Raw genomic sequence first — 20,712 nt, forward strand, 5'->3', positions numbered from 1 at the left:
ATTCAAATAAAACGTGATAACAAAAAGTAACAAGTGTGGGTTTAGCAATGAGTAAGGTTTCTCTACCAAAAGATAAAATAAAAATATTGTTACTGGAGGGTGTGCACCAAAGCGCACTAGAAACATTGCAGGCCAATGGTTACAGTAATATTGATTACATTAAAACATCGCTTCCAGAAGACGAGTTAATAGAAAAAGCGAAAGATGCCCACTTTATTGGTATTCGATCGCGCACACAGATTACGGAAAAAGTCGTCAACGCCGCTGAAAAGCTCGTCGCAATTGGCTGCTTTTGTATTGGCACAAATCAAGTCGATCTCAAGGCAACTCAGGCGCGAGGCATTCCCGTATTTAATGCACCATTTTCAAACACACGCTCTGTCGCAGAACTTGTGCTTGGACAGCTGATTTTGTTGCTTCGTGGTATCCCTGAAAAAAATGCCAAAGCTCACCGTGGAGAATGGTTGAAGAGTGCCGCGGGTTCATACGAAGCCCGAGGAAAGGTTTTGGGTATTATCGGTTATGGTCACATTGGCACCCAGCTAAGTATTCTTGCTGAACACTTGGGAATGCGAGTGCAATTTTATGATATCGAAGACAAATTAGTATTAGGTAACTCTACGCAAGTCAGAACCCTTGATGAGCTTCTACGCACGTCAGATGTCATTAGTTTGCATGTGCCAGAAACACCACAAACACAAAACATGATTGGTATAGAGCAATTGGCTTTAATGAAAGACGGGGCCATTCTTATGAATGCTGCTCGGGGCACGGTAATAGACATCGATGCGCTAACAGATGCATTACGAAACAAAAAACTCAGCGGCGCGGCCATTGATGTATTCCCTGTAGAGCCAAAATCTAACAGTGAAGAGTTTGTGTCGCCATTAAGGGAGTTTGATAACGTTATCTTAACGCCCCATGTGGGTGGTAGCACCCAAGAAGCTCAACAAAACATCGGTATTGAAGTAGCAGGCAAGCTGGCTAAATACAGTGACAACGGGTCTACGCTATCGGCGGTTAACTTCCCAGAAGTGTCGCTACCAGAGCATACTGGGCGCTCTAGATTACTTCACATTCACAACAATGAACCTGGCGTATTAACGCAAATTAACCGAGCGTTCGCTGAGCAAAACATCAACATTGCAGCGCAGTATTTGCAAACGAATGAAAATATTGGTTACGTGGTGATTGATGTGGATTCAGATGACGCTGAGGCTGCATTTAGTGAGCTTAAACAGATAAGTGCAACCATAAAAACACGTATTCTACACTAATTTCGACGAATCGAAATATAACACCACAGGGAGGCTACCGTCTCCCTCTGAATGTAAACCTGTTGGTGAGGACAGGCTTCGCTAAATCATCTCTAGAAAAAATTGTAAACCACAGTGACTGCTGTTTGCGTGTCTAGGTGCTCTTTATCTTCATCGACGTCTGAGTTATGGTCCATTGTCAACGACACTTTCATTGCCAATCCACCATTAATTTGAGCCGACACAGAGGTTTCAGACTTTGACTTAGTGTTATCTGCACCGACTTCCGTACTGAACTGCTGCCTGAATGTTGCTGTTTCAGAAATCTTCCAACGATAATCTAATGCCCCCCTGGCAATAATACTATTCGCGCTTTCCCCCTCATTGGTTTCGGCTATGGAATAACCGGGCCCGATGCTGTATTCAAACTTTCCGTACTCATCGTCCCACACTTTGTGAGACCAACCACTCGCAATCGTAGCTTGGTATTTAAAGCTGCTAAAACGGTCATCTTCATAAGAGGAGAAGCCGAATAATCGGTACTCTGGATTGTCTAACTTGTAGTTACCTTGCGCCGACAAGAATATCTTCTGCGCTGATGTTTGGCTTTCTTCTTCACCATCGTCGTTTTCAATATTTTCTTGCTTATATAACGCTTCAGCGATGTAATCGTTACTCCAACTCTCTAATTCATGATGAGACGATAGCTTAGTTTTAAATGAGGTCGTTTCAGTGTTCCCTGTTGTCACGATTAAACCAAACTCTCCATCCAACGTAAGGGGCTTTGACTCTTCACTAGACTGAGCTAGTACATGTGGCACGAAGACTAACGGCAATAACGAGAACAGCGCAAACTTCATAGACTGTTTTAAACCTTTCTGAGTATGTGTAAATGTAAACTAACTATTGTATAGAAGTGATAATTAAAATACAGACCAATGAGGATATTTTGCGCTCATGTCACCTTTAATGAACACCATCATGCTAGGCGGCGACTTTGGGCTTCATGATAGAAAGCATTTTAGATGCTTCCATTCTGGCAAAGCGCATTGCGTCTTGTATCGCGCTATCATCCAAATCCAGTTGCTTGGTGACATCATTGTCTAGAGCACGCGTTAGAGGAAATTCTTTCTCGGCTACCATCGACGCTGAAATACGAAGCGCGGAATACAATACTGCAATCTCTTTGTTACTCAATGCTTTAGGCTGATCATGAATATGCTCTACCATATAGCATAACTGCTCTGGTAGTAACCAGTCTCGCATAATCGCGGCACTACAATCAGTAAAATGAAACTTGAGGGTATTTTTCTGCTTTTGCCAAGGCGAAATATCGTCTGAAAACTCACCACATTCTTCCGCTAAGTTGGGTGTTTTCGCAGAGACCACCAGCTCGCCTAAATTATGCATTAACCCCAGTAAAAAAAACTTTTCGCTTCCCCTAATCCGCAACAATTTTGCGAGATCCTTAGCCACCAAAGCACAATAAAGGCTCTGATTCCAAAAGCGCACTAAGTCAAAGTCTTTTGAGGCCAATTGACTAAACGCTGAACTCGCAGTTTCAGCCATAACCAAATTATACAGCGCTTCTCCCCCAATGACGTTGATAGCTTTGGAAATACTATCTACTTGAGAGCGAAACCGAAAAAGAGGACTATTTGCCAATTTCAGTAACTTGGAGGTTAAAGAAGGATCGACACCGACCAACGCTGCGATGTCATCGATATTAGAGCTATCGTCATCGAGCATTTTTCGAATGCGCACGCATATTTCAGGAAGCGTAAAAGATTGCGATGCGTAACGGGTGTAATCGGTAATCTGCATTAATTCTGGCATCCTTAACAAACAGGCTAAAGAGAGTATAAACAACGAAACACAAGTTTTCGGTGATATTTTGCCATACCTTACACTGACTTAGATACGTTTTATAACAAATTGTAGTAACAAAATTTTCTGCGATAACCTGTACCATTAGACAGTCGTTGGTATGCTATTCTTTCAACAAAGCGTTAGTTGAAACCCAATTACAATCCTCAGACAAAGCGGCTGCGTCTTATTTTATACACAGCGTAATTCAGGGAAAGGAGCGAACAAAATGGAAAAACGAATCATTGCCAGCCATGCGTGCGATATCATTCCGTTATTTAGCAAGCGACTTCACGGCGGTGAAAGCCTTGTTAATGTCAATGGTTTACAACTTGCCTACGAGACATTTGGAAGCCCTAAAGACCCTGCGATATTACTTATCATGGGTCTTGCAATGCAGTCCGTGCACTGGGATGAACGTTTTTGTCGTCAATTAGCCGCTAAAGGATACTACGTTATTCGGTTTGATAACCGTGACATTGGCCACAGTTCGTTTTTAAATCATTTACGCACGCCTTCGTTGTGGGAGTTATTTTCTTATCGGTATTTGTTTAAGAAATCAGGCGTACAATATACGTTAAACGACATGGCAGCCGACGCATTCGGCTTATTAAATGTGTTGGGTGTTAAACATGTACATTTAGTCGGAGCTTCAATGGGAGGCATGATAGCGCAATGTATGACGATTAAAGCGCCTCATCGCGTATTGAGTCTGGCCAATATTATGTCGAGTAGTGGTAATTTAGATATTGTACGCCCTAAACTCAAATTGCTTCGCCATTGCACGCGCCCAATTCCATTAGAAGAAGAGCGTTACAAAACCAAGGCATTAAAAATCTGGCGAGTATTGAGTGGCAACCACTATCTCGAAGACGAAAAAAGAATCACAAATACGTTGATGGAAGCCCGTACGAGGGGTCACAACCATGCGGGAATACTCCGTCAATTAGCTGCAGTGCTAAGCGCACCTGAAAGGCGTCCCAAACTTCTCCAAATCCACGCACCCACATTGGTGATTCATGGAAGTGACGATCCTGTTATTCCTGTAAAATGCGCCGACGAGTTATCTTCATTCATACCAGGCTCTAAAAAAGTAATCATTGACGGGATGGGGCATACATTGCCAGAAGCTCTCTGGCCTACGTTTATAGCTGAAATTGAAGAGAACATTCAGAAGGCACCATCATCACCCCACAGTGATTTTTGAATTTGAGGAGAGGCGACTGCTTTTTTTCGAGTTGCCGCCTCAGCGCGTTTGCGCCTTCTATGGCACGCCTGAATAACGATTCGCTTAGTGTCATCGTTTAATTGATGCCAGTAAAGGCGCTCTTCTCTACTTCTGTAACAACCAATACAATACCCTTTAGGGCCAGATTCACACACGCCAATACAAGGGCTAGGTATATCAAAAAACTCTAGCTGATTCATATTTCCTCCCTTGCATCATTTTTTTACATGAAAGGCATCTAAGTAAGAGTTTTAGATGAATATTAACGTAAATTCATTTGATTTAACGCAAACTATGTAATACTTCCAACGGCTTACTCTAGCTTACATTCACATTGTAGCGAGTAAATGAGAAAATAAACGTACTATTACATATCAAACGAATCAAGGCACCCTCTCAATATTGATATGATTGGGCTTCCTGATAGGTCAACTAGGAAATGGAATTCAAATCTTTGAAAAAGTTAATTGTAGCAGGCACCTTTTTATTCGGTTTCGTTGTCTCGAACGCTTATTCGCAAAGCACACCTTCAGAATTCGCACAACTCAGCTTAGAGGATTTGCTACACGTTGAATTTTCGGAGCTATACCCCCAATCTAAATGGGCAATAAGTTATCAATTTAAGTCTGTAAGTTATGACGACTATCTTATTGGAAGTCGATCGCTCTTAAATGATGAGTTGTTATGGTCGGGCGTAGCCGAGGAAAGAACCTCGGGCAATTTTCCGGTCGTTCCCACGTCTATTAGACAAACCGCACATGTACTGAGCGCTAAATACGCTCTGTCATCTCGTTCTAACTTAAGTTTCACATTGCCAGTACTTAGTCAATCTACTGAACATATCAGCATCATCTCTGGATATGATCAATTTACCCTCGAGTCGGATGGAATAGGTGACGTATCGTTATTGGTAGATTACAGAGTAAATGAAGGCGACAACCCGCTGCGTCTTTCAGCTGGTGTGCTTTTGCCCACAGGTTCAATTGACAAAGAAGGCGATACACCGCGTTCACCAGGTAAACAGCCGCTTCCCTACACAATGCAAATGGGCTCTGGCACACTTGACATCACGGCCTTAATTGAAAAAACCTGGGGTTCGAAAACCCATATAACAACAGGTCTTAAAGGTGTCATACGAACAGGGAAAAATAAGCGAGATTACAGGTTGGGAAATACGGTTTCAGTTTATATGCACCTTAATACGTCAATGAATGCATCTACAACATTCTCATTTTCTGTAGAAGCTGAGCACTCTGGCCCAATCCGAGGCAGTGATAGCAGGCTTCTAGTTCATTCTCGATTTCCTTATCCCGCCAGCATTACCAACCCCAACTTTTATGGCGGAGAAAAAGTCAGATTAGGTATCGACGTCGTTAAGACTTTCAGTACATCTATGCAGTTTAACGTTGGCATTACGATTCCTGTATATCAACACCTCAATGGCCCACAGCCTAAAGAAAACTCCTCTTTCTCGTTGACGCTGGAAAAGGCATTCTAGCGCAATGAATTGGGTTCACCGTTGCATCACGTGTCTCTATTTTGTCATTTTTAGCATGGCATCAATGACCTTAAACGCACAGGCACAACCAGCGCAACAAAGTGATCCCTCGCCCTCAAAAGAAATGAAAATATACGCGGCCTATATAAGTCACTTTATTCAATTAATAGACTGGCCCAGAAAAACTAACCATTCAAATACAATCATTTTCTGTACCGATGCAGCCACTTCATTTATCGACTTTTTTCAACAGCTCCAATTAAGTAAAAACGCACATTCACATGAAATAACCATTTCAAATTCCATTGCTTATCCAGACTGCAACCTCGTATTTCTCACCCGTCCAACAATTCAAATGCTTCCTCCTTCGCGCACTCGCATAATTATTTCGATTAACTATCAACAAGTTCATCCGAATACGTTAATAACATTCTCCAAGAAGGCCAACACCATCCAATATGAAATCAACATCACTGAACTACAAAAACTAGATATTTCACTTCCCGCTGAGATTTTGCGACTGGCTGGCTCAATTAAGCGCTGAGTGTCTGTTCGTTTTACACCCGTCTACCTAACATTTCACTCTGTCACGTTAACTTATTGAAAATAAAACAGTAAAACAAAAAGGCGCAATATTTGCTTAATTTAAGTATTCTTAGCCATTAGTCTCAATGCTAACATCGCGGGTAATCGAAGTATGAATACGCCTACATTGTTGAAGTTTATCGTCGCTACATTTATTTTCGCCACGGCAAGCACATCTGCCAGCCTATTGAAAATCGATCAGGCTAGCCTATATGGCGACGCTATTGTCACTGATTTTGAATCATTTAACCTAGGTTCAGTTTCATCAGATATATTTAATGCAGGCGGCATTTCCAACATCGATCTGTTGGGATCGCTTATGCCAAGCCAAGGTACAGAAAAGATCCAAGTAGGCGATAACGGCAACGCACTGAGTAGCGTAAACGGTGAACTTTCAATTGTTAACCGCTCACATGGTATCGATTATTTCTTGAACAACGCGGGTTTTACTATTTCTCTCGTTAATGAAGCTGCACAATTTGGCTTTCAGATTGTAGACGAGTTTAACGTTGACTTTTTAGTCCGCACCTTTTCTTCAGATACATTGCTAGACACCACCGTTTACCGTAGACGCGCCACCGATCCGGCCGTTGTCTATTTCGAATCTAATACGACGTTTGATCGGGTTGAAATTACCTTGTCTTCATTATTCGCTGGTTTCGCGATTGATAATATTACGTTTGCTGATATTTCATCAACAAACACAACACCAACAGATATTCCAGAACCAATAACTGCGGTGTTACTACTGATTGGATTGTTGAGTTTAGGCTTAACTCGACAAAAGGAAATGCCAATAAAGCCTTAACCATTCTCCAAGATCAATGCCCCGATCAGCGGGGCGTTTTATTCATGACATGCAAAGACCTTTGATTTGAACTTGCATCATCTCAATATTGGTTTACCCAATCTCCGTAATCTAAATATCTTTCAAAATTAATCAGATATAAAAAATCCTATTTATAAATGGGAGAGATGTCTGTCGTAACGCACTCTTATTCTGAGACAGGATGTCGTACCGCAATTACGATAGGGATTTTCTAGCGCGTATTCATTCTTTCGCTTTCACTTCCTACTGTCTCTTCACTGCTAAAACACAGAATGTGGGTTTTAGTTTTTTCGCTCCTTTCCTATCTCGGGGGATCTGAGCAATCTTTAAGCCGAGCGTTTTCATTGGAGAAATATTATGTTTAAACCAAACCGTCTAACGTTTGATCAGGGCCTTGAGCGCATCAAAAAAGCATACGAAAAACGTGGTTATTCTTATCCAACCAAAATCGTGAGCTCTCAAGACAAAGCGATGAAGCAACTCACAGCCGACCTCGAAGTAGACAATGTACCAGAAGGCTTCAAAAAGGTGCAGTTTCCCGTCTTTATGGAAAAGCCATCACAGCTTTTCTATTCCGTCGGAGCCCCTGACACAAAGGTGAAACGACACAGCCATGATGAAGGTGACGGCTTCAGATTGATTGTAGGTGGCTCTATCATTTACAAAGATCAAGAGCTCAAAGAGGGAGATTGGATGTTTATACCAGCTGGCGAACCGTATGAATTTGACGTGGGCCCTTCAGGTGCGATGATTTGCTACTGTTACTGCTGCTGCTGTGCATAGAGGTAAGGACCTTAGCCCAAATCAGCTACTTTCAACCATAAAATAACCTATCTACAGCTCTCTCTACGGGAGCTGTATTTACTTTTCGCCCCATAAAAAAGGGGCATCTCGTGCCCCTTATATTATTTTGTTAGCAATAGATCTTACGACTTACTCGCTTGGTAGATAGATTCGATTGCATCATTCAGCATTGCTTCAAATTCTGCTTCTGATTGCTGTGCACTCACGCCTTCTGTTAACGCACGTGAGAAGCTCGCGATCATGCCATGGTTTTTCGATAGTTTGTCGTTGGCATCTTGGCGATTGTATCCGCCTGATAGCGCAACTACTTTAAGTACATTTTTGTGATCAACACACACTTTGTAAAAATCATCTTCATTTGGCAACGTCAATTTAAGCATCACCAACTGCTCTGAATCTAACCCATCTAAATGTGCTAATAGTTCATCACGCAATAATGCTTCAGCTTCTGCTTTCTCAGGGCTATTGATATCAACCTCAGGCTCAATAATAGGCACCAAGCCCGCAGCAAGAATCTGTTTTGCTACCTCGAATTGTTGTCCTACAACATCCTTAATTCCTTGAGGGTTAGCCAATTTGATCACTGAACGCATTTTTGTCCCAAATACGTCCTGACCATTGGCTTTTTCTAGCAACGTATCTAGGCCTGGCATAGGTTTCATTAATTGTACGCCGTTAACATCTTCAGCTAAGCCTTTATCGACTTTTAAGAAAGGCACAACCTGCTTTTCTTGCCATAAATAGTGAGCAGAGGACTTACCGTTGATTTCTCTATCCAGTGTATTTTCAAATAAAATAGCACCAAGGATACGGTCACCATTGAATGCATTGCTAGTAATGATTCGAGTACGCATCTCATGTACCTTTGCAAACATTTCATCATCGTTTGCGTACTCACTTTCAGATACACCATACAGTTTCAGTGCTTTAGGCGTACTGCCACCACTTTGATCAAGTGCAGCAATAAAGCCAGGCTTTGTTTTCACTTTTTCCAGCATATCTTTTTGTGCTTGTGATGCCATTAGCAACACTCCTTTTCAGTTCTGTTTTTGCCACATCTGTGGCGGGGTTACAAAGGTTGGAGCGTGGTTCGCTCTCTTATTATTTAAGGTATTTTATTCTGCGGCTCGCGCTTCTAGCATCGCCACAGCAGGAAGGGTTTTGCCTTCTAAGAATTCAAGAAAAGCACCGCCTCCAGTTGAAATATACGAAACGTGCTCAGCAATATTATATTTATCAACTGCGGCCAGTGTATCGCCGCCACCAGCAATAGAGAAAGCATCACTTTCTGCAATTGCATTCGCCAACGCCTGCGTACCATGACCAAACTGGTCAAATTCAAATACGCCTACCGGCCCATTCCATACGATGGTGCCCGCATTTTTAATTAACGTCGCGAGCTGCTCTGACGTTTCAGGACCGACATCGAATATCATATCGTCTTCAGCAACGTCAGATACGGGTTTTAAGGTCGCTTCTGCGGTCTCAGAAAATGCTTTGCCCGTCACAACATCGACCGGAACGGGAATGTCACCGCCATTTTTGCGTGCATTGTCTAACAAACGGTTAGCTTCAGACATCAAGTCTTCTTCGTACAAAGACTTGCCTACAGCATGCCCTTGCGCGGCAATAAAGGTATTTGCAATACCGCCACCCACAATAAGCTGATCGACCTTTGTTGACAGAGACTCCAATACCGTGAGTTTCGTTGATACTTTCGAGCCACCAACAATGGCAAGTAACGGTCTAGCTGGGTTATCAAGGGCTTTACCTAGTGCATCTAACTCTGCCGCCAGAAGTGGACCTGCAACAGCCACTGGTGCATATTTTCCAGCACCATGCGTAGATGCTTGAGCACGATGTGCAGTGCCAAATGCATCCATCACATAAATGTCACAAAGCGCAGCATATTGCTTTGACAATGCTTCGTCATCTTTCTTTTCGCCAACGTTAAAACGCACGTTTTCAAGCACGACAACTTCGCCTGAACTTACGTCTACGCCCTGCAAATAGTCGCGTTCAAGCCTAACTGAACAAGGTAAAGCCTGCTTTAAATAATCAACCACAGGCTGCAAAGAATAAGCGTCATCATATTCACCTTCAACGGGTCTGCCAAGGTGAGACATTACCATGACTTTTGCCCCAGCTTTGACAGCATGCTCTATGGTGGGTAAAGAAGCTTTTATTCGCGCATCAGATGTGACTTTGCCGTCTTTAATTGGCACGTTCAGGTCTTCGCGAATCAATACGCGCTTGCCACTCAAGTCTATATCTGTCATTTTTAAAATAGACATAATACCCCTTTACTTATCTTAAAAATTTTCCATTTAATTTACGCTATTTGCACGTAAACATTGCCATTGCTGTGTCTAGCATACGATTAGCGAAGCCCCACTCGTTGTCACACCACACCAACGTTTTGACGAGCTGCTTATGGCTCACTCGGGTTTGCGTGCCATCGACGATGCAAGAATGTGGATCGTGGTTAAAATCTACCGATACCAATGGCTCTTCGGTGTACCCTAAAATGCCACTTAAGCGACCTTCACGGGCGTGCTTTAAAGCCTCATTCACATCTTGAATGGTTACGTTTGATGCTAACGTCACACTTAAATCCATCGCCGTGACATTAATCGTAGGCACCCTCACTGCGATCGCCTCAAATTTACCCGCAAACTTGGGCAAAATGCGCTCGATGCCTCTCGCCAGTTTGGTATCAACAGGTATGATCGACTGACTTGCAGCGCGCGTTCGTCGTAAATCTGTGTGGTAAGCGTCGATCACTTGCTGATCATGCATAGATGAATGAATTGTCGTTATTGTGCCACTTTCAACGGTAAAGGCATTATCAAGCACTTGTATAACGGGCACGATACAATTCGTCGTACAAGAACCGTTCGATACGATACGGTCGCTAGACGTTAACGCATCGTCGTTGATGCCATATATCACGGTTGCGTCTAAATCAGATTGGCAAGGCTGAGAAAATAACACTTTCTTCGCGCCTTGACGAATATGTGCTTCGCCAGCTTCTCTATCGCCAAATACCCCCGTACATTCAAGCACTAAATCGACATCAAACTCACTCCAAGGAAGTTCAGAGATATCGGTATGCCGAAATAGGCGAATGGGATCGCCAGCGACCGACAGGGTGTCGCCTTCTAGGCGCGTGTCAAATGCAAAACGACCATGGGATGTATCGTATTTAAGTAAGTGCGCAATACCTTCTGGTTCGGCAATTTCATTAATGGCCACAACACGGAAGTGACTATTGCGCCCCGTTTCATAAATCGCGCGCAACACATTACGCCCAATTCGTCCAAACCCATTTATAGCAATTCGCAACATGCTAAACGTCTGTTCCTTTTATCACAAAAAAAGGCGCCATCGGACGCCTTTTAATATTTATTACAGCAATGATTTTGCCGCGTCTACAACCGCACGGGTTGTAATATCAAAGTGCTTGAAGAGCTCGGCTGCTGGTGCAGATTCACCGAAGGTATCCATACCTATAATTTTGCCATTCAAGCCGACATATTTGTACCAGTAATCACGTATACCCGCTTCTACTGCAACACGCTTGGTCACAGAAGAAGGCAGAACAGATTCTTTATATGCTGCATCTTGGCGCTCAAACACATCCGTGCTTGGAATAGACACCACACGCACCTTGTGACCAGCTGAAGCGAGCTCGTTCGAAGCTTCCACGGCCAACTGCACTTCAGAACCTGTTGCTATTAAGATAATCTCAGGCGTACCGTCACAATCTTTCAGAATATAGCCACCTTTTGCCACGTCAGCTAATTGCTGTGCGTCTCGAGGTTGCTGCGGCAATCCTTGACGCGTGAAAATCAGCGTACTTGGTCCATCTTGGCGTTCAATTGCGGCTTTCCACGCAATGGCAGATTCAACTTGGTCACATGGACGCCAGTTATCTAAATTCGGCGTCATGCGCAGCGCTGCAACTTGCTCCACAGGTTGATGGGTAGGGCCATCTTCACCCAGACCAATCGAATCATGCGTGTAAACAAAGATCGCAGGCTGCTTCATTAGTGCAGCCATGCGCACTGCATTTCGCGCGTATTCCATAAACATTAAGAATGTTGCGCCGTAAGCTTTGAATCCACCGTGAAGAGTAATTCCGTTCATGATGGCAGACATACCAAATTCACGTACGCCGTAATAGAGGTAGTTACCGCTTGCATCTTCGGCCTCAACACCTTTACTGCCAGACCACAGAGTTAGGTTAGAACCCGCAAGGTCAGCAGACCCCCCCAACAATTCTGGTAGCAACGGTCCGAATGCATTTAGTGCATTTTGCGAGGCTTTACGCGTAGCAACACCCTCTGGGTTGGCTTGTAGCTTTTCTATATAAGCTTGTGCATCGGCTTGCCAGTTCTCAGGTAGCTCACCACTAAGACGGCGCTTCAATTCACTCGCCAGCTCAGGATGCGCGGCTGTATACTCTTCGAACGCCGCATTCCAACGTTGCTCTGCTTCATTTCCTGCGCTTTTCGCATCCCACTTAGCGTAGATATCAGCAGGCACGTCGAAGCGCTCGTGTGGCCAATTCAATTCTTTACGCGCCAGCGCAATCTCATCATCACCAAGAGGTGCACCGTGGCAATCTTCTTTGCCTTGCTTATTTGGCGAACCGAAACCGATTATCGTTTTGCAACAAATTAATGTTGGCTTATTTGTTTCTTGGCGAGCTTGCTCAATTGCAGCTTTAATTTGCTCGGCATCATGCCCGTCAACACTTTCAATTACATGCCAACCATAAGAGCGGAAGCGAGCTGGTGTATCATCTGTGAACCACCCCTCTACTTCACCGTCAATAGAGATACCATTGTCATCCCAAAACACAATTAGCTTGCCTAGGCCTAATGTGCCAGCAAGTGAACAGGTTTCATGAGAAATACCTTCCATTAAACACCCATCGCCCATAAACGCATAAGTGTAATGATCGATGATATCGTGGCCTTCACGGTTAAATTGGGCTGCCAGTACTTTTTCAGCAATAGCCATACCGACAGCGTTGCTGATACCCTGACCTAAAGGACCCGTTGTGGTTTCGATACCAGGTGCATAACCGTATTCAGGGTGTCCCGGCGTTTTTGAATGCAATTGACGGAAGTTTTTGATCTCATCAATAGACAATTCGTAACCTGTTAAATGCAGGAGTGAATAAATCAGCATCGAGCCGTGGCCGTTTGACAACACAAATCTATCGCGATTTGCCCAATCAGGGTTCGTTGGATTGTGTTGTAGATAATCGCCCCATAAGACCTGAGCAATATCTGCCATACCCATAGGTGCACCTGGGTGACCTGACTTAGCTTGTTGAACGGCGTCCATGCTCAATGCGCGAATGGCATTAGCAAGTTCTCGACGTGAAGGCATAGATTCTCCTGCATTTTATTAAGATACAGTGCTGATGTACTGCAATTGTGTCCGTACAAGAAGCATGTAAAGGGCCGCTATGTGGGCTATATACACATCAACTTGCGGGCACAGTGCGCTTTTAACATTAAATAGCGCGTGTAAAGGGAGGCTCATTTTCCCAGAGCAACACCGCAACTGCAATAATTAAAAGCGGATAATATATCAGCTTTGATGCTAGTTACAGTGGCAAACACGCAAGGCATGTAAATATCTCATTCGAATACCCCTAAAATTTGATGGAAAGATATTTTAACGCTAGCCATTTGGACGTCTAGATGGAAAAACTAGATTTTTTTAAAATGACTGTTAAACTATTTGCCAATAATCCGATAGCTAAGAATGCTAGAAAGAAATGAGGAATTAAAATGACAAGACACTTGTTCACGTCTGAGTCAGTATCTGAAGGGCATCCGGATAAAATCGCCGATCAGATTTCAGATGCGGTACTTGACGCCATATTAGCTCAAGACCCTAAAGCACGCGTGGCGTGTGAAACCTATGTGAAAACAGGTATGGTTATTGTGGGTGGAGAAGTCACTACATCAGCATGGGTAGATATTGAAGATCTGACCCGCAAAACCGTTCGTGATATTGGCTATACCCACTCAGATATGGGGTTTGATGCCGACTCATGTGCCGTTTTAAATGCGATTGGGAAGCAGTCTCCAGACATTAATCAAGGTGTTGATCGCACCTCGCCAGAAGAACAAGGTGCGGGCGATCAGGGATTAATGTTTGGTTATGCGTCTAACGAAACTGACGTACTCATGCCTGCCCCAGTGACCTTTTCTCATCGTTTAGTTAAACGCCAGTCAGATGTGCGAAAAGATGGAACACTAGCGTGGCTACGTCCGGATGCTAAAAGCCAGGTTACGTTTGTCTACGAAGACAATAAACCTGTTGCCATTGATGCTGTTGTCTTGTCAACGCAGCATGCTGAAGAGATTGGTCAAAAAGAACTACAAGAAGCAGTAATGGATGAAATCATAAAGCCAGTACTGCCTGCAGACATGCTGACAGCCAAAACCAAATATTTCATCAACCCCACAGGCCGCTTCGTGATTGGTGGTCCCATGGGGGATTGTGGTCTGACGGGTCGTAAGATCATTGTTGACACTTACGGTGGTATGGCTCGTCATGGCGGCGGTGCATTCTCAGGTAAAGATCCTTCTAAGGTTGATCGTTCAGCAGCTTATGCTGGTCGCTATGTGGCGAAAAATATCGTAGCCGCAGGACTAGCGGACCGTTGTGAAATTCAAGTCTCTTATGCCATTGGTGTAGCAGAGCCTACTTCTATTAACATAGAAACTTTTGGCACGGGTAAGCTAGATGACAGCCGCTTAACGGAGTTAGTACGTGAGCATTTCGATCTGCGACCATATGGTCTGATTAAGATGCTGGATCTAGAGCGTCCGATTTATCAGCCTACGGCGGCATACGGTCACTTCGGCCGAGACGAGTTTCCGTGGGAAGCGACAGATAAAGCCGATATTTTACGCGCCGCGCTGTAACAGAGCCCATTGATTAAAACATATATTAAGGCTACCCCATTAGGTAGCCTTTTTTATATCGAGAAACTTAATTCAATACGGCTTAATTAATACCTGACTCATCGCCAAACTCTCAAAAAGCCAATATATCTGACTACTTTTGGCTGTTAACGCTCTCTTCGATATCGCAGGTAAGAAAATCCAATTGAAAAAGCACTGGTATTTGTTTTTTCTTTAAACAACAATATCACTCTACGTTGAAATACGAATAGGGATGTACAATGAAATTAAAATCTATCACCAAGATTGCTTTGATTAGCGCGTGTATTAGCGCTTTACTTAGTTGTGCACAATCTCCTACTGGCCGAAATCAATTAAAGCTGTTTTCTAGCGCGCAACTTGCCAATATGGGAACGCAAGCCTTTGATAGCATGAAAGCTGAACAAGATGTGTCAAAGAAGCCCGTCCAGAATCAATTTGTCTCTTGTGTTGCACAATATATTACTGCACAGGTTCCAAAAACCGTATACGACGGCGAATGGGAAGTGGTGGTCTTTGATGACGACCAAGTCAATGCATTTGCTCTGCCCGGTGGCAAAATTGGCGTATACACTGGTTTGCTGAAAGTAGCTGAAAACCAACACCAACTTGCCGCTGTCATGGGGCATGAAGTTGCTCATGTGATTGCTGAACATGGCAATGAACGTATGTCTAACAGTGCCCTTATTGGCATTGGCATGGATGTAGCCAATTCAGTGATGGAATCAAATCAAGTGGCTAATAATCAAATGTTAATGGCAGCAATTGGACTAGGCGTTCAAGTAGGCGTACAACTTCCCTTTAGCCGTACTCACGAAACCGAAGCTGATATCATCGGTCTTGAACTGATGGCTAAAGCAGGCTTCAAGCCTGAAGAATCTGTGAAACTTTGGCAAAACATGGATAAAGCTAGCGGTGGAAATCGCCAACCAGAATTTTTGTCAACACACCCATTACCGCAGAACCGTATTCAAAAACTACGCAGTCATATGGGGGTTGCCAATCAGTTTGCCCGCCAATCTTCTGCCAAGCCCAATTGTTCTTAAGTGACGAAAGATGATCAGCATAGCAAAGGAACTGCCACCACGATTCATTAAAGCCATCGTCTTACTCACGGCGTTAATGGGCGCGACAACATCCATTGCCGCTACTCTGCCAACCGATAAATTTGACGGAAAGGTCAGTGTTGTTACTGAACATTGGCCTCCCTACAACTTCTTGGATGAGGACGATAATTTAAGGGGGAGCGCAACAGAAAAATTAAGGTATATTCTAGACAATGCCGATCTGGATTACACAATTGAAGTCATGCCGTGGGTAAGGGCTTATGCACTTGCTAAAAACCAACCCAATACCCTCATTTATTCTATTTATCGCACGGAAGAGCGTGAAAATCTATTCCATTGGTTTTGCCCACTCGCGAAATCTGTGCCGCAATATATCTTTAAATTACGCAATCGACACGATATTGCGTTAAGTAATATCAAGGAATTGAAAGATCTTCGTATTGGCGTAAACAGAGATGCATACGCTCACCAGCTGTTGATAAAACATGGATTAAAAGAACATGAACATTTCAGCACCACAACCGATGTGTCTCACTTTTTGCCGTTACTGTTAAAAGGACGAGTCGATTTAATCGTCGATACGAAGTCAGGGTTACAACAAAAATTAGACAAGCTATCATTGCCCTACGATACCGTTGAAACTGTGCTGACCTTAGTAGATGATATGGTATGCGTGGCTGCGAATCGGCAATCCGATCCGCAGTTACTTGAAGCATTATCAAAACAATTTGAGTCTAACGCGGCCAATTAGCGTAATACGAAGAACGCGCCATTTTTACGCTTTCACCTCTTCCTGATCAGCATTTTTCTCTGGTTCATCCTCTTTGTGAAGATACACATCCATTTGTGGATAAGGAATGACGATTCCAGCTTCATCAAACCGAAGTTTTACTTTTTCGGTTAAATCAAACTTAACCGCCCAGTAATCGCTGGCATTCACCCACGGACGCACGACAAAATTCACACTACTATCCGCCAATTCCGACACGGCCACAACAGGAGCAGGCTCTTCTAGAATACGCTCATCCTCTTTTACCATTGTTTCTAGCAGTGCCTTTGCTTCTCGAAGATCGCTGTCGTAACTAATTCCAAATACCATATCTACCCGACGCGTCGGTTTAGCCGAAAAGTTAGTGATATTATTGCCATAGATCTTCCCATTTGGCACGATGATTTCTTTGTTATCAGGTGTCGTCATCATTGTAGTGAAAACCGTGATACTTCTTACCGTACCTGACACACCACCTGCTTCAACAAAATCCCCTTGCTTGAAAGGCCTAAAAATAAACAACATCACTCCCGAGGCAAAATTCTTCAATGAATCTTGCAATGACAACCCAATCGCTAAGCCTGCGGCCCCAACCAATGCCACTATAGATGTAGTATCAACTCCCAACTGATCGAGTGAAGCAACAATAACAACCAGTAGAAGAATCGCACTAACAATAGAACAAATAAAACTGATTAACATCTCATCGTACTTTGATTTTGATAGCACACGCCCCAAAATATTGACGAGAATAGAAGCGACAATTCGACCTAGAACAAAGATCGCCAAGGCCATCAATAGGTCGATTCCAAAGGGAATAATGTATGTTTCAACCAGCTCGGTAATATTTATTTCTTCGATCATCTTTGATTCCTTCAACTTTTTGCTAGACTTATTGGTTAAGGATGGTGTCGCCCATTACAGACGGGCGGTGAAAATGCAGGACTGGCATCCCCGCACTCACAGTACTTTCCAACATTCACATGATTTGTTCGTGGTTGCGTTTGTTAAAAAATCATGCATGATTCATCTGAATGTAAGAATTAAACACTATCATACAAACCTGCATGGAACAGCTAGAGTATAGGTTTGTTATAAAAAGGATTTTGCTTTTTTAATTAATAAATGATTGTCATTTTTTGACAACACCGTGTCCTGATAGCAAGGGTTTAACTGAAATTTTTAAAGGAATTGAAAATGTTAATTCTTTCGCTATTATTTTTTGCAGTATTAATGCTGTTGGTCTTTTCACTAACCAAAGATACTGGAAGAAATACAAAGCATGCACGCAGAAGTAAAGAGCAGTACTTAACCACGACCAAACCGCAGGAGGGTGCTCAGAGGATCCACGCAGCTAAAGTGGTAAAAGTTAGCTAGTCATTCTGTTGTCCGGTGGACAGTGTCCACCGGAGTCCTCCCGCTCGCTTAACGCCAATCATACAGACAAAAGAAGCGATTAAACTGCATTTCCTTGCAAGCCTTGATACTATAAAAATAAAGATTTTCCAGAGTTTACAATGCGAATTCCAAGAATTTACCACCCAGACCTATTACCCACTGATGAAGAGGTCGTATTAACTGCTGATGCCAGCAACCATTTGTCGAATGTGCTGCGCCTAAAAGAAAACCACCCTCTGATTTTATTTAACGGTGACAACAACGAATACAGTGCAACGTTAATTCGTGCAGATAAGCGAAAAGCCGTAGCAAGAGTCGATGCAAAGCTATCTTTGAGTGTTGAATCACCTCTTACTATCCATCTGGGACAAGGGGTTTCTCGCGGAGATAGAATGGATCTTGTGATGCAAAAAGCGGTAGAGCTAGGTGTGTCAGAAATCACACCACTTTTAACAGAGCGATGTGGCGTAAAACTCTCTGAAGATCGCTGGCAAAAGAAACATCAACAATGGCAGAAAATGATTATTTCTGCATGCGAACAATGCGGAAGAAACACGCTGCCAGTGCTCAATATGCCCACACCTTTCTCGTCGTGGATTGGTCAATCAACCTCACAAATGAGGCTTACGTTACAACCCAAAAGTGAACACGGAATTCGACACCTATCTATTCCCCAAGAAGGCGTTCGACTGCTTATTGGCCCTGAAGGTGGGTTCTCTGAAAATGAGGTTTATGCCACCACTGAGGCAGGCTTTCAAACAGTTAAAATGGGACCACGCGTGCTAAGAACTGAAACCGCAGCGATTGCTGCCATTTCAGCCCTTCAAGCCATGTATGGTGACGTGTAGCTACCCTCACTCAGTAAAAAATCGACCAATGGCTTGAATAAAATGCGTATCATTATTTACAAAGCAAGTGAGTTTGGTACATTGAGCCTCGTCGTTACCTAATTAAACTAAGCGCGTTATGAGCACAGGGAAACTTAATCAACATTCAACGGAGTCGGAACGCGAACTATCCTATCATCAGTTCTTGTTAGAGTCGGGGCGGGGTGATGCGTTAGAGCTGATTTTTGAGGGAAAAAGTAAGCAAACGGTGCTCGATAAGTTGATTCAAAGTATTGAGTCCATTTTTACAAGTTGGCACTTTTGCGTCATGGCGATCGCGCCAGATAAGCAGTCACTCGTGCCACTTTCAGCCCCGCATGTTGCTGAAGACTACTTACGCACTGCCTCAAATATTGATATATCTGCGAATGCGGGTGCGTGCGGAGAAGCCGCATTTCATCGTAACCCTGTGTATATTGCGAACCTTTCAGCGCATGCAGCATGGGCAAATGTGAATACCCCGTTGCCCTATGAAACCCATTGGGCCTATCCCATTATTTCACCAGACAATACGCTGGTTGGCACTCTCGCGATTTTAAACAATGAGCAAAGAGAGCCTACGCCTCAAGAGCATGCCTTGTTCACCTACGAAACACGCACCATTGCGATGATCATCGAACGCTTTAACAATGTACATCGGCTAAAAAAACTGAACGCGGAATTAGAACAACGGGTTAATGAACGCACTGCCGAACTTCTTGAGTCAAATCAGCTGTTAGAAAAAGCACTTTTGCAACGCAACACAGCTCAAACCCAACTCATTGAAAAAGAGTTTGAAGTATCTCTTCATTCCATGCTCACAAGTCTTACGCATGAAATGAATACCCCCATTGGCGTTTCAGTGACAGCAAATAGCCATTTACAAAGCAGAGTTAAAGATATCAACAGCGCTTTCTCAAAGGGCACATTGTCAAAATCGCTGCTTGAACAATTTATGTCAGAAGCCCGTGAAAGCACTGACATTGTTGATAGAAACCTTGGTCGGGCGGCGAAGTTAATCACCACTTTCAAACAATTGTCTTTCGACCAGTATTCAGACGAGACAAGGCCCATTTTATTGGTTTCCTTTGTTGACGAATTGTTGCTATCAATCAATACCAAATTACATACCCATCCCTTCACCCTCTGTATTGATATTGATTCAACACTATGTATAGAAACTAAGCCTGCCGCGTTGGGTCAATTACTGTTTAATTTAATCTTAAATGCCATTCAGCATGGTTTCACACCGCCTCAACAAGGACACATTTGGATTCGTGCCCGCCAAGAAAGGAATACGCTCGTTCTCTCTGTTAAAGATGATGGATGCGGGATGAATGAAGACACGATCAACCGAATGTACAAGCCCTTTTTCACACTTGCTCGACAAGAGGCTGGCCTAGGGTTGGGCCTGCATATTTGCTACAACATTGTGTCTAAAGTGCTAAAAGGGGAGATTGAATGTATTTCTGAACCAAACAAAGGGGCGGAATTCCTCATTACGCTCCCCTTGTTAAGCGGTAAAAAGCGCATTCCATTCTAATAGAAAACAATGCGCTATAAAAAGAACCG

19 protein-coding genes are annotated in these 20,712 nt (G+C 43.4%); 11 read left to right on the forward strand and 8 right to left on the reverse strand.

Translation table 11 applies throughout. From position 1 onward, the window contains the following. Window positions 1–47: 47 nt before the first annotated feature. Window positions 48–1,277 carry a phosphoglycerate dehydrogenase gene (gene serA, locus OE749_RS01980; protein ID WP_263710663.1) on the forward strand — a complete coding sequence of 410 codons (1,230 nt, stop codon included), beginning with the start codon at window positions 48–50 and terminating at the stop codon, window positions 1,275–1,277. Window positions 1,278–1,369: 92 nt separating this feature from the next. On the opposite strand, the gene OE749_RS01985 is transcribed toward serA, so the two are convergent. Both OE749_RS01985 and OE749_RS01990 read right to left on the reverse strand, forming a co-directional pair. Beyond that, entirely contained in the window at window positions 1,370–2,116 is a 747-nt protein-coding gene (locus OE749_RS01985; protein ID WP_263710664.1) for a DUF481 domain-containing protein, read from the reverse strand. 124 nt (window positions 2,117–2,240) lie between these two features. Beyond that, entirely contained in the window at window positions 2,241–3,080 is an 840-nt protein-coding gene (locus tag OE749_RS01990; protein WP_263710665.1) for an HDOD domain-containing protein, read from the reverse strand. A 271-nt stretch (window positions 3,081–3,351) separates the two neighbouring features. Here OE749_RS01990 and OE749_RS01995 point away from each other — a divergent pair, with 271 nt between their 5' ends. Continuing rightward, window positions 3,352–4,329: an alpha/beta fold hydrolase gene (locus OE749_RS01995; RefSeq protein ID WP_263710666.1), complete on the forward strand. Its 978-nt coding sequence runs from the start codon at window positions 3,352–3,354 to the stop codon at window positions 4,327–4,329. On the opposite strand, the gene OE749_RS02000 is transcribed toward OE749_RS01995, so the two are convergent. After that, window positions 4,293–4,550 carry a DUF1289 domain-containing protein gene (locus OE749_RS02000; RefSeq protein ID WP_263710667.1) on the reverse strand — a complete coding sequence of 86 codons (258 nt, stop codon included), beginning with the start codon at window positions 4,548–4,550 and terminating at the stop codon, window positions 4,293–4,295. The two genes, OE749_RS01995 and OE749_RS02000, sit on opposite strands and share 37 nt — an antisense overlap. A 254-nt stretch (window positions 4,551–4,804) precedes the next feature. Between OE749_RS02000 and OE749_RS02005 the strand changes: the two genes are divergently transcribed. The 4 genes from OE749_RS02005 to OE749_RS02020 all read left to right on the forward strand — a co-directional run bounded on the left by OE749_RS02005 (window position 4,805) and on the right by OE749_RS02020 (window position 8,045). Beyond that, window positions 4,805–5,848: a hypothetical protein gene (locus OE749_RS02005; protein WP_263710668.1), complete on the forward strand. Its 1,044-nt coding sequence runs from the start codon at window positions 4,805–4,807 to the stop codon at window positions 5,846–5,848. 64 nt (window positions 5,849–5,912) lie between these two features. Further along, a complete protein-coding gene (locus OE749_RS02010; protein ID WP_263710669.1) occupies window positions 5,913–6,392 on the forward strand; it encodes a YfiR family protein in 480 nt (159 codons plus the stop codon). A gap of 153 nt (window positions 6,393–6,545) precedes the next feature. Further along, window positions 6,546–7,241, forward strand: a complete 696-nt coding sequence (locus OE749_RS02015) for a hypothetical protein (protein WP_263710670.1) — start codon at window positions 6,546–6,548, stop codon at window positions 7,239–7,241. Between the two features lie 378 nt (window positions 7,242–7,619). Beyond that, a complete protein-coding gene (locus OE749_RS02020; protein WP_263710671.1) occupies window positions 7,620–8,045 on the forward strand; it encodes a cupin domain-containing protein in 426 nt (141 codons plus the stop codon). A gap of 143 nt (window positions 8,046–8,188) precedes the next feature. Here OE749_RS02020 and OE749_RS02025 read toward each other — a convergent pair whose 3' ends face one another. The 4 genes from OE749_RS02025 to tkt form a co-directional block, all read right to left on the reverse strand. Continuing rightward, complete coding sequence (locus tag OE749_RS02025; RefSeq protein ID WP_263710672.1) at window positions 8,189–9,088, reverse strand: fructose bisphosphate aldolase; 900 nt, start codon at window positions 9,086–9,088, stop codon at window positions 8,189–8,191. Window positions 9,089–9,181: 93 nt separating this feature from the next. Continuing rightward, window positions 9,182–10,360, reverse strand: a complete 1,179-nt coding sequence (locus OE749_RS02030; protein ID WP_263710673.1) for a phosphoglycerate kinase — start codon at window positions 10,358–10,360, stop codon at window positions 9,182–9,184. A gap of 43 nt (window positions 10,361–10,403) precedes the next feature. Beyond that, window positions 10,404–11,414, reverse strand: coding sequence for an erythrose-4-phosphate dehydrogenase (gene epd, locus OE749_RS02035; RefSeq protein ID WP_263710674.1), 1,011 nt, complete (start codon window positions 11,412–11,414; stop codon window positions 10,404–10,406). Window positions 11,415–11,474: 60 nt separating this feature from the next. Then, window positions 11,475–13,469: a transketolase gene (gene tkt, locus OE749_RS02040; RefSeq protein ID WP_263710675.1), complete on the reverse strand. Its 1,995-nt coding sequence runs from the start codon at window positions 13,467–13,469 to the stop codon at window positions 11,475–11,477. Window positions 13,470–13,876: 407 nt separating this feature from the next. On the opposite strand from tkt, the gene metK reads away from it, so the two are divergent. From metK to OE749_RS02055, 3 genes are all read left to right on the forward strand, one after another. After that, window positions 13,877–15,022, forward strand: coding sequence for a methionine adenosyltransferase (gene metK / locus OE749_RS02045; protein WP_263710676.1), 1,146 nt, complete (start codon window positions 13,877–13,879; stop codon window positions 15,020–15,022). 260 nt (window positions 15,023–15,282) lie between these two features. Then, window positions 15,283–16,086: a M48 family metallopeptidase gene (locus OE749_RS02050; protein WP_263710677.1), complete on the forward strand. Its 804-nt coding sequence runs from the start codon at window positions 15,283–15,285 to the stop codon at window positions 16,084–16,086. 10 nt (window positions 16,087–16,096) lie between these two features. Beyond that, complete coding sequence (locus tag OE749_RS02055; RefSeq protein WP_263710678.1) at window positions 16,097–16,858, forward strand: substrate-binding periplasmic protein; 762 nt, start codon at window positions 16,097–16,099, stop codon at window positions 16,856–16,858. 24 nt (window positions 16,859–16,882) lie between these two features. On the opposite strand, the gene OE749_RS02060 is transcribed toward OE749_RS02055, so the two are convergent. Continuing rightward, window positions 16,883–17,740: a mechanosensitive ion channel family protein gene (locus tag OE749_RS02060; protein WP_263710679.1), complete on the reverse strand. Its 858-nt coding sequence runs from the start codon at window positions 17,738–17,740 to the stop codon at window positions 16,883–16,885. 653 nt (window positions 17,741–18,393) lie between these two features. Between OE749_RS02060 and OE749_RS02065 the strand changes: the two genes are divergently transcribed. Both OE749_RS02065 and OE749_RS02070 read left to right on the forward strand, forming a co-directional pair. Next, window positions 18,394–19,122: a 16S rRNA (uracil(1498)-N(3))-methyltransferase gene (locus OE749_RS02065; RefSeq protein ID WP_263710680.1), complete on the forward strand. Its 729-nt coding sequence runs from the start codon at window positions 18,394–18,396 to the stop codon at window positions 19,120–19,122. 118 nt (window positions 19,123–19,240) lie between these two features. Then, window positions 19,241–20,683 carry a sensor histidine kinase gene (locus OE749_RS02070; protein ID WP_263710681.1) on the forward strand — a complete coding sequence of 481 codons (1,443 nt, stop codon included), beginning with the start codon at window positions 19,241–19,243 and terminating at the stop codon, window positions 20,681–20,683. Window positions 20,684–20,712: the final 29 nt, after the last annotated feature.

The organism is Fluctibacter corallii (assembly GCF_025751585.1).
Taxonomy (GTDB): Bacteria; Pseudomonadota; Gammaproteobacteria; order Enterobacterales; family Alteromonadaceae; genus Fluctibacter_A; species Fluctibacter_A corallii.

Excerpts from the sequence above, each read along its gene's own strand:
- serA (WP_263710663.1), top strand. The coding sequence starts at position 48 with ATGAGTAAGGTTTCTCTACCAAAAGATAAAATAAAAATATTGTTACTG.
- OE749_RS01985 (WP_263710664.1), bottom strand. The coding sequence starts at position 2,116 with ATGAAGTTTGCGCTGTTCTCGTTATTGCCGTTAGTCTTCGTGCCACAT.
- OE749_RS01990 (WP_263710665.1), bottom strand. The coding sequence starts at position 3,080 with ATGCAGATTACCGATTACACCCGTTACGCATCGCAATCTTTTACGCTT.
- OE749_RS01995 (WP_263710666.1), top strand. The coding sequence starts at position 3,352 with ATGGAAAAACGAATCATTGCCAGCCATGCGTGCGATATCATTCCGTTA.
- OE749_RS02000 (WP_263710667.1), bottom strand. The coding sequence starts at position 4,550 with ATGAATCAGCTAGAGTTTTTTGATATACCTAGCCCTTGTATTGGCGTG.
- OE749_RS02010 (WP_263710669.1), top strand. The coding sequence starts at position 5,913 with ATGACCTTAAACGCACAGGCACAACCAGCGCAACAAAGTGATCCCTCG.
- OE749_RS02015 (WP_263710670.1), top strand. The coding sequence starts at position 6,546 with ATGAATACGCCTACATTGTTGAAGTTTATCGTCGCTACATTTATTTTC.
- OE749_RS02020 (WP_263710671.1), top strand. The coding sequence starts at position 7,620 with ATGTTTAAACCAAACCGTCTAACGTTTGATCAGGGCCTTGAGCGCATC.
- OE749_RS02025 (WP_263710672.1), bottom strand. The coding sequence starts at position 9,088 with ATGGCATCACAAGCACAAAAAGATATGCTGGAAAAAGTGAAAACAAAG.
- OE749_RS02030 (WP_263710673.1), bottom strand. The coding sequence starts at position 10,360 with ATGTCTATTTTAAAAATGACAGATATAGACTTGAGTGGCAAGCGCGTA.
- epd (WP_263710674.1), bottom strand. The coding sequence starts at position 11,414 with ATGTTGCGAATTGCTATAAATGGGTTTGGACGAATTGGGCGTAATGTG.
- tkt (WP_263710675.1), bottom strand. The coding sequence starts at position 13,469 with ATGCCTTCACGTCGAGAACTTGCTAATGCCATTCGCGCATTGAGCATG.
- metK (WP_263710676.1), top strand. The coding sequence starts at position 13,877 with ATGACAAGACACTTGTTCACGTCTGAGTCAGTATCTGAAGGGCATCCG.
- OE749_RS02050 (WP_263710677.1), top strand. The coding sequence starts at position 15,283 with ATGAAATTAAAATCTATCACCAAGATTGCTTTGATTAGCGCGTGTATT.
- OE749_RS02055 (WP_263710678.1), top strand. The coding sequence starts at position 16,097 with ATGATCAGCATAGCAAAGGAACTGCCACCACGATTCATTAAAGCCATC.
- OE749_RS02060 (WP_263710679.1), bottom strand. The coding sequence starts at position 17,740 with ATGATCGAAGAAATAAATATTACCGAGCTGGTTGAAACATACATTATT.
- OE749_RS02065 (WP_263710680.1), top strand. The coding sequence starts at position 18,394 with ATGCGAATTCCAAGAATTTACCACCCAGACCTATTACCCACTGATGAA.
- OE749_RS02070 (WP_263710681.1), top strand. The coding sequence starts at position 19,241 with ATGAGCACAGGGAAACTTAATCAACATTCAACGGAGTCGGAACGCGAA.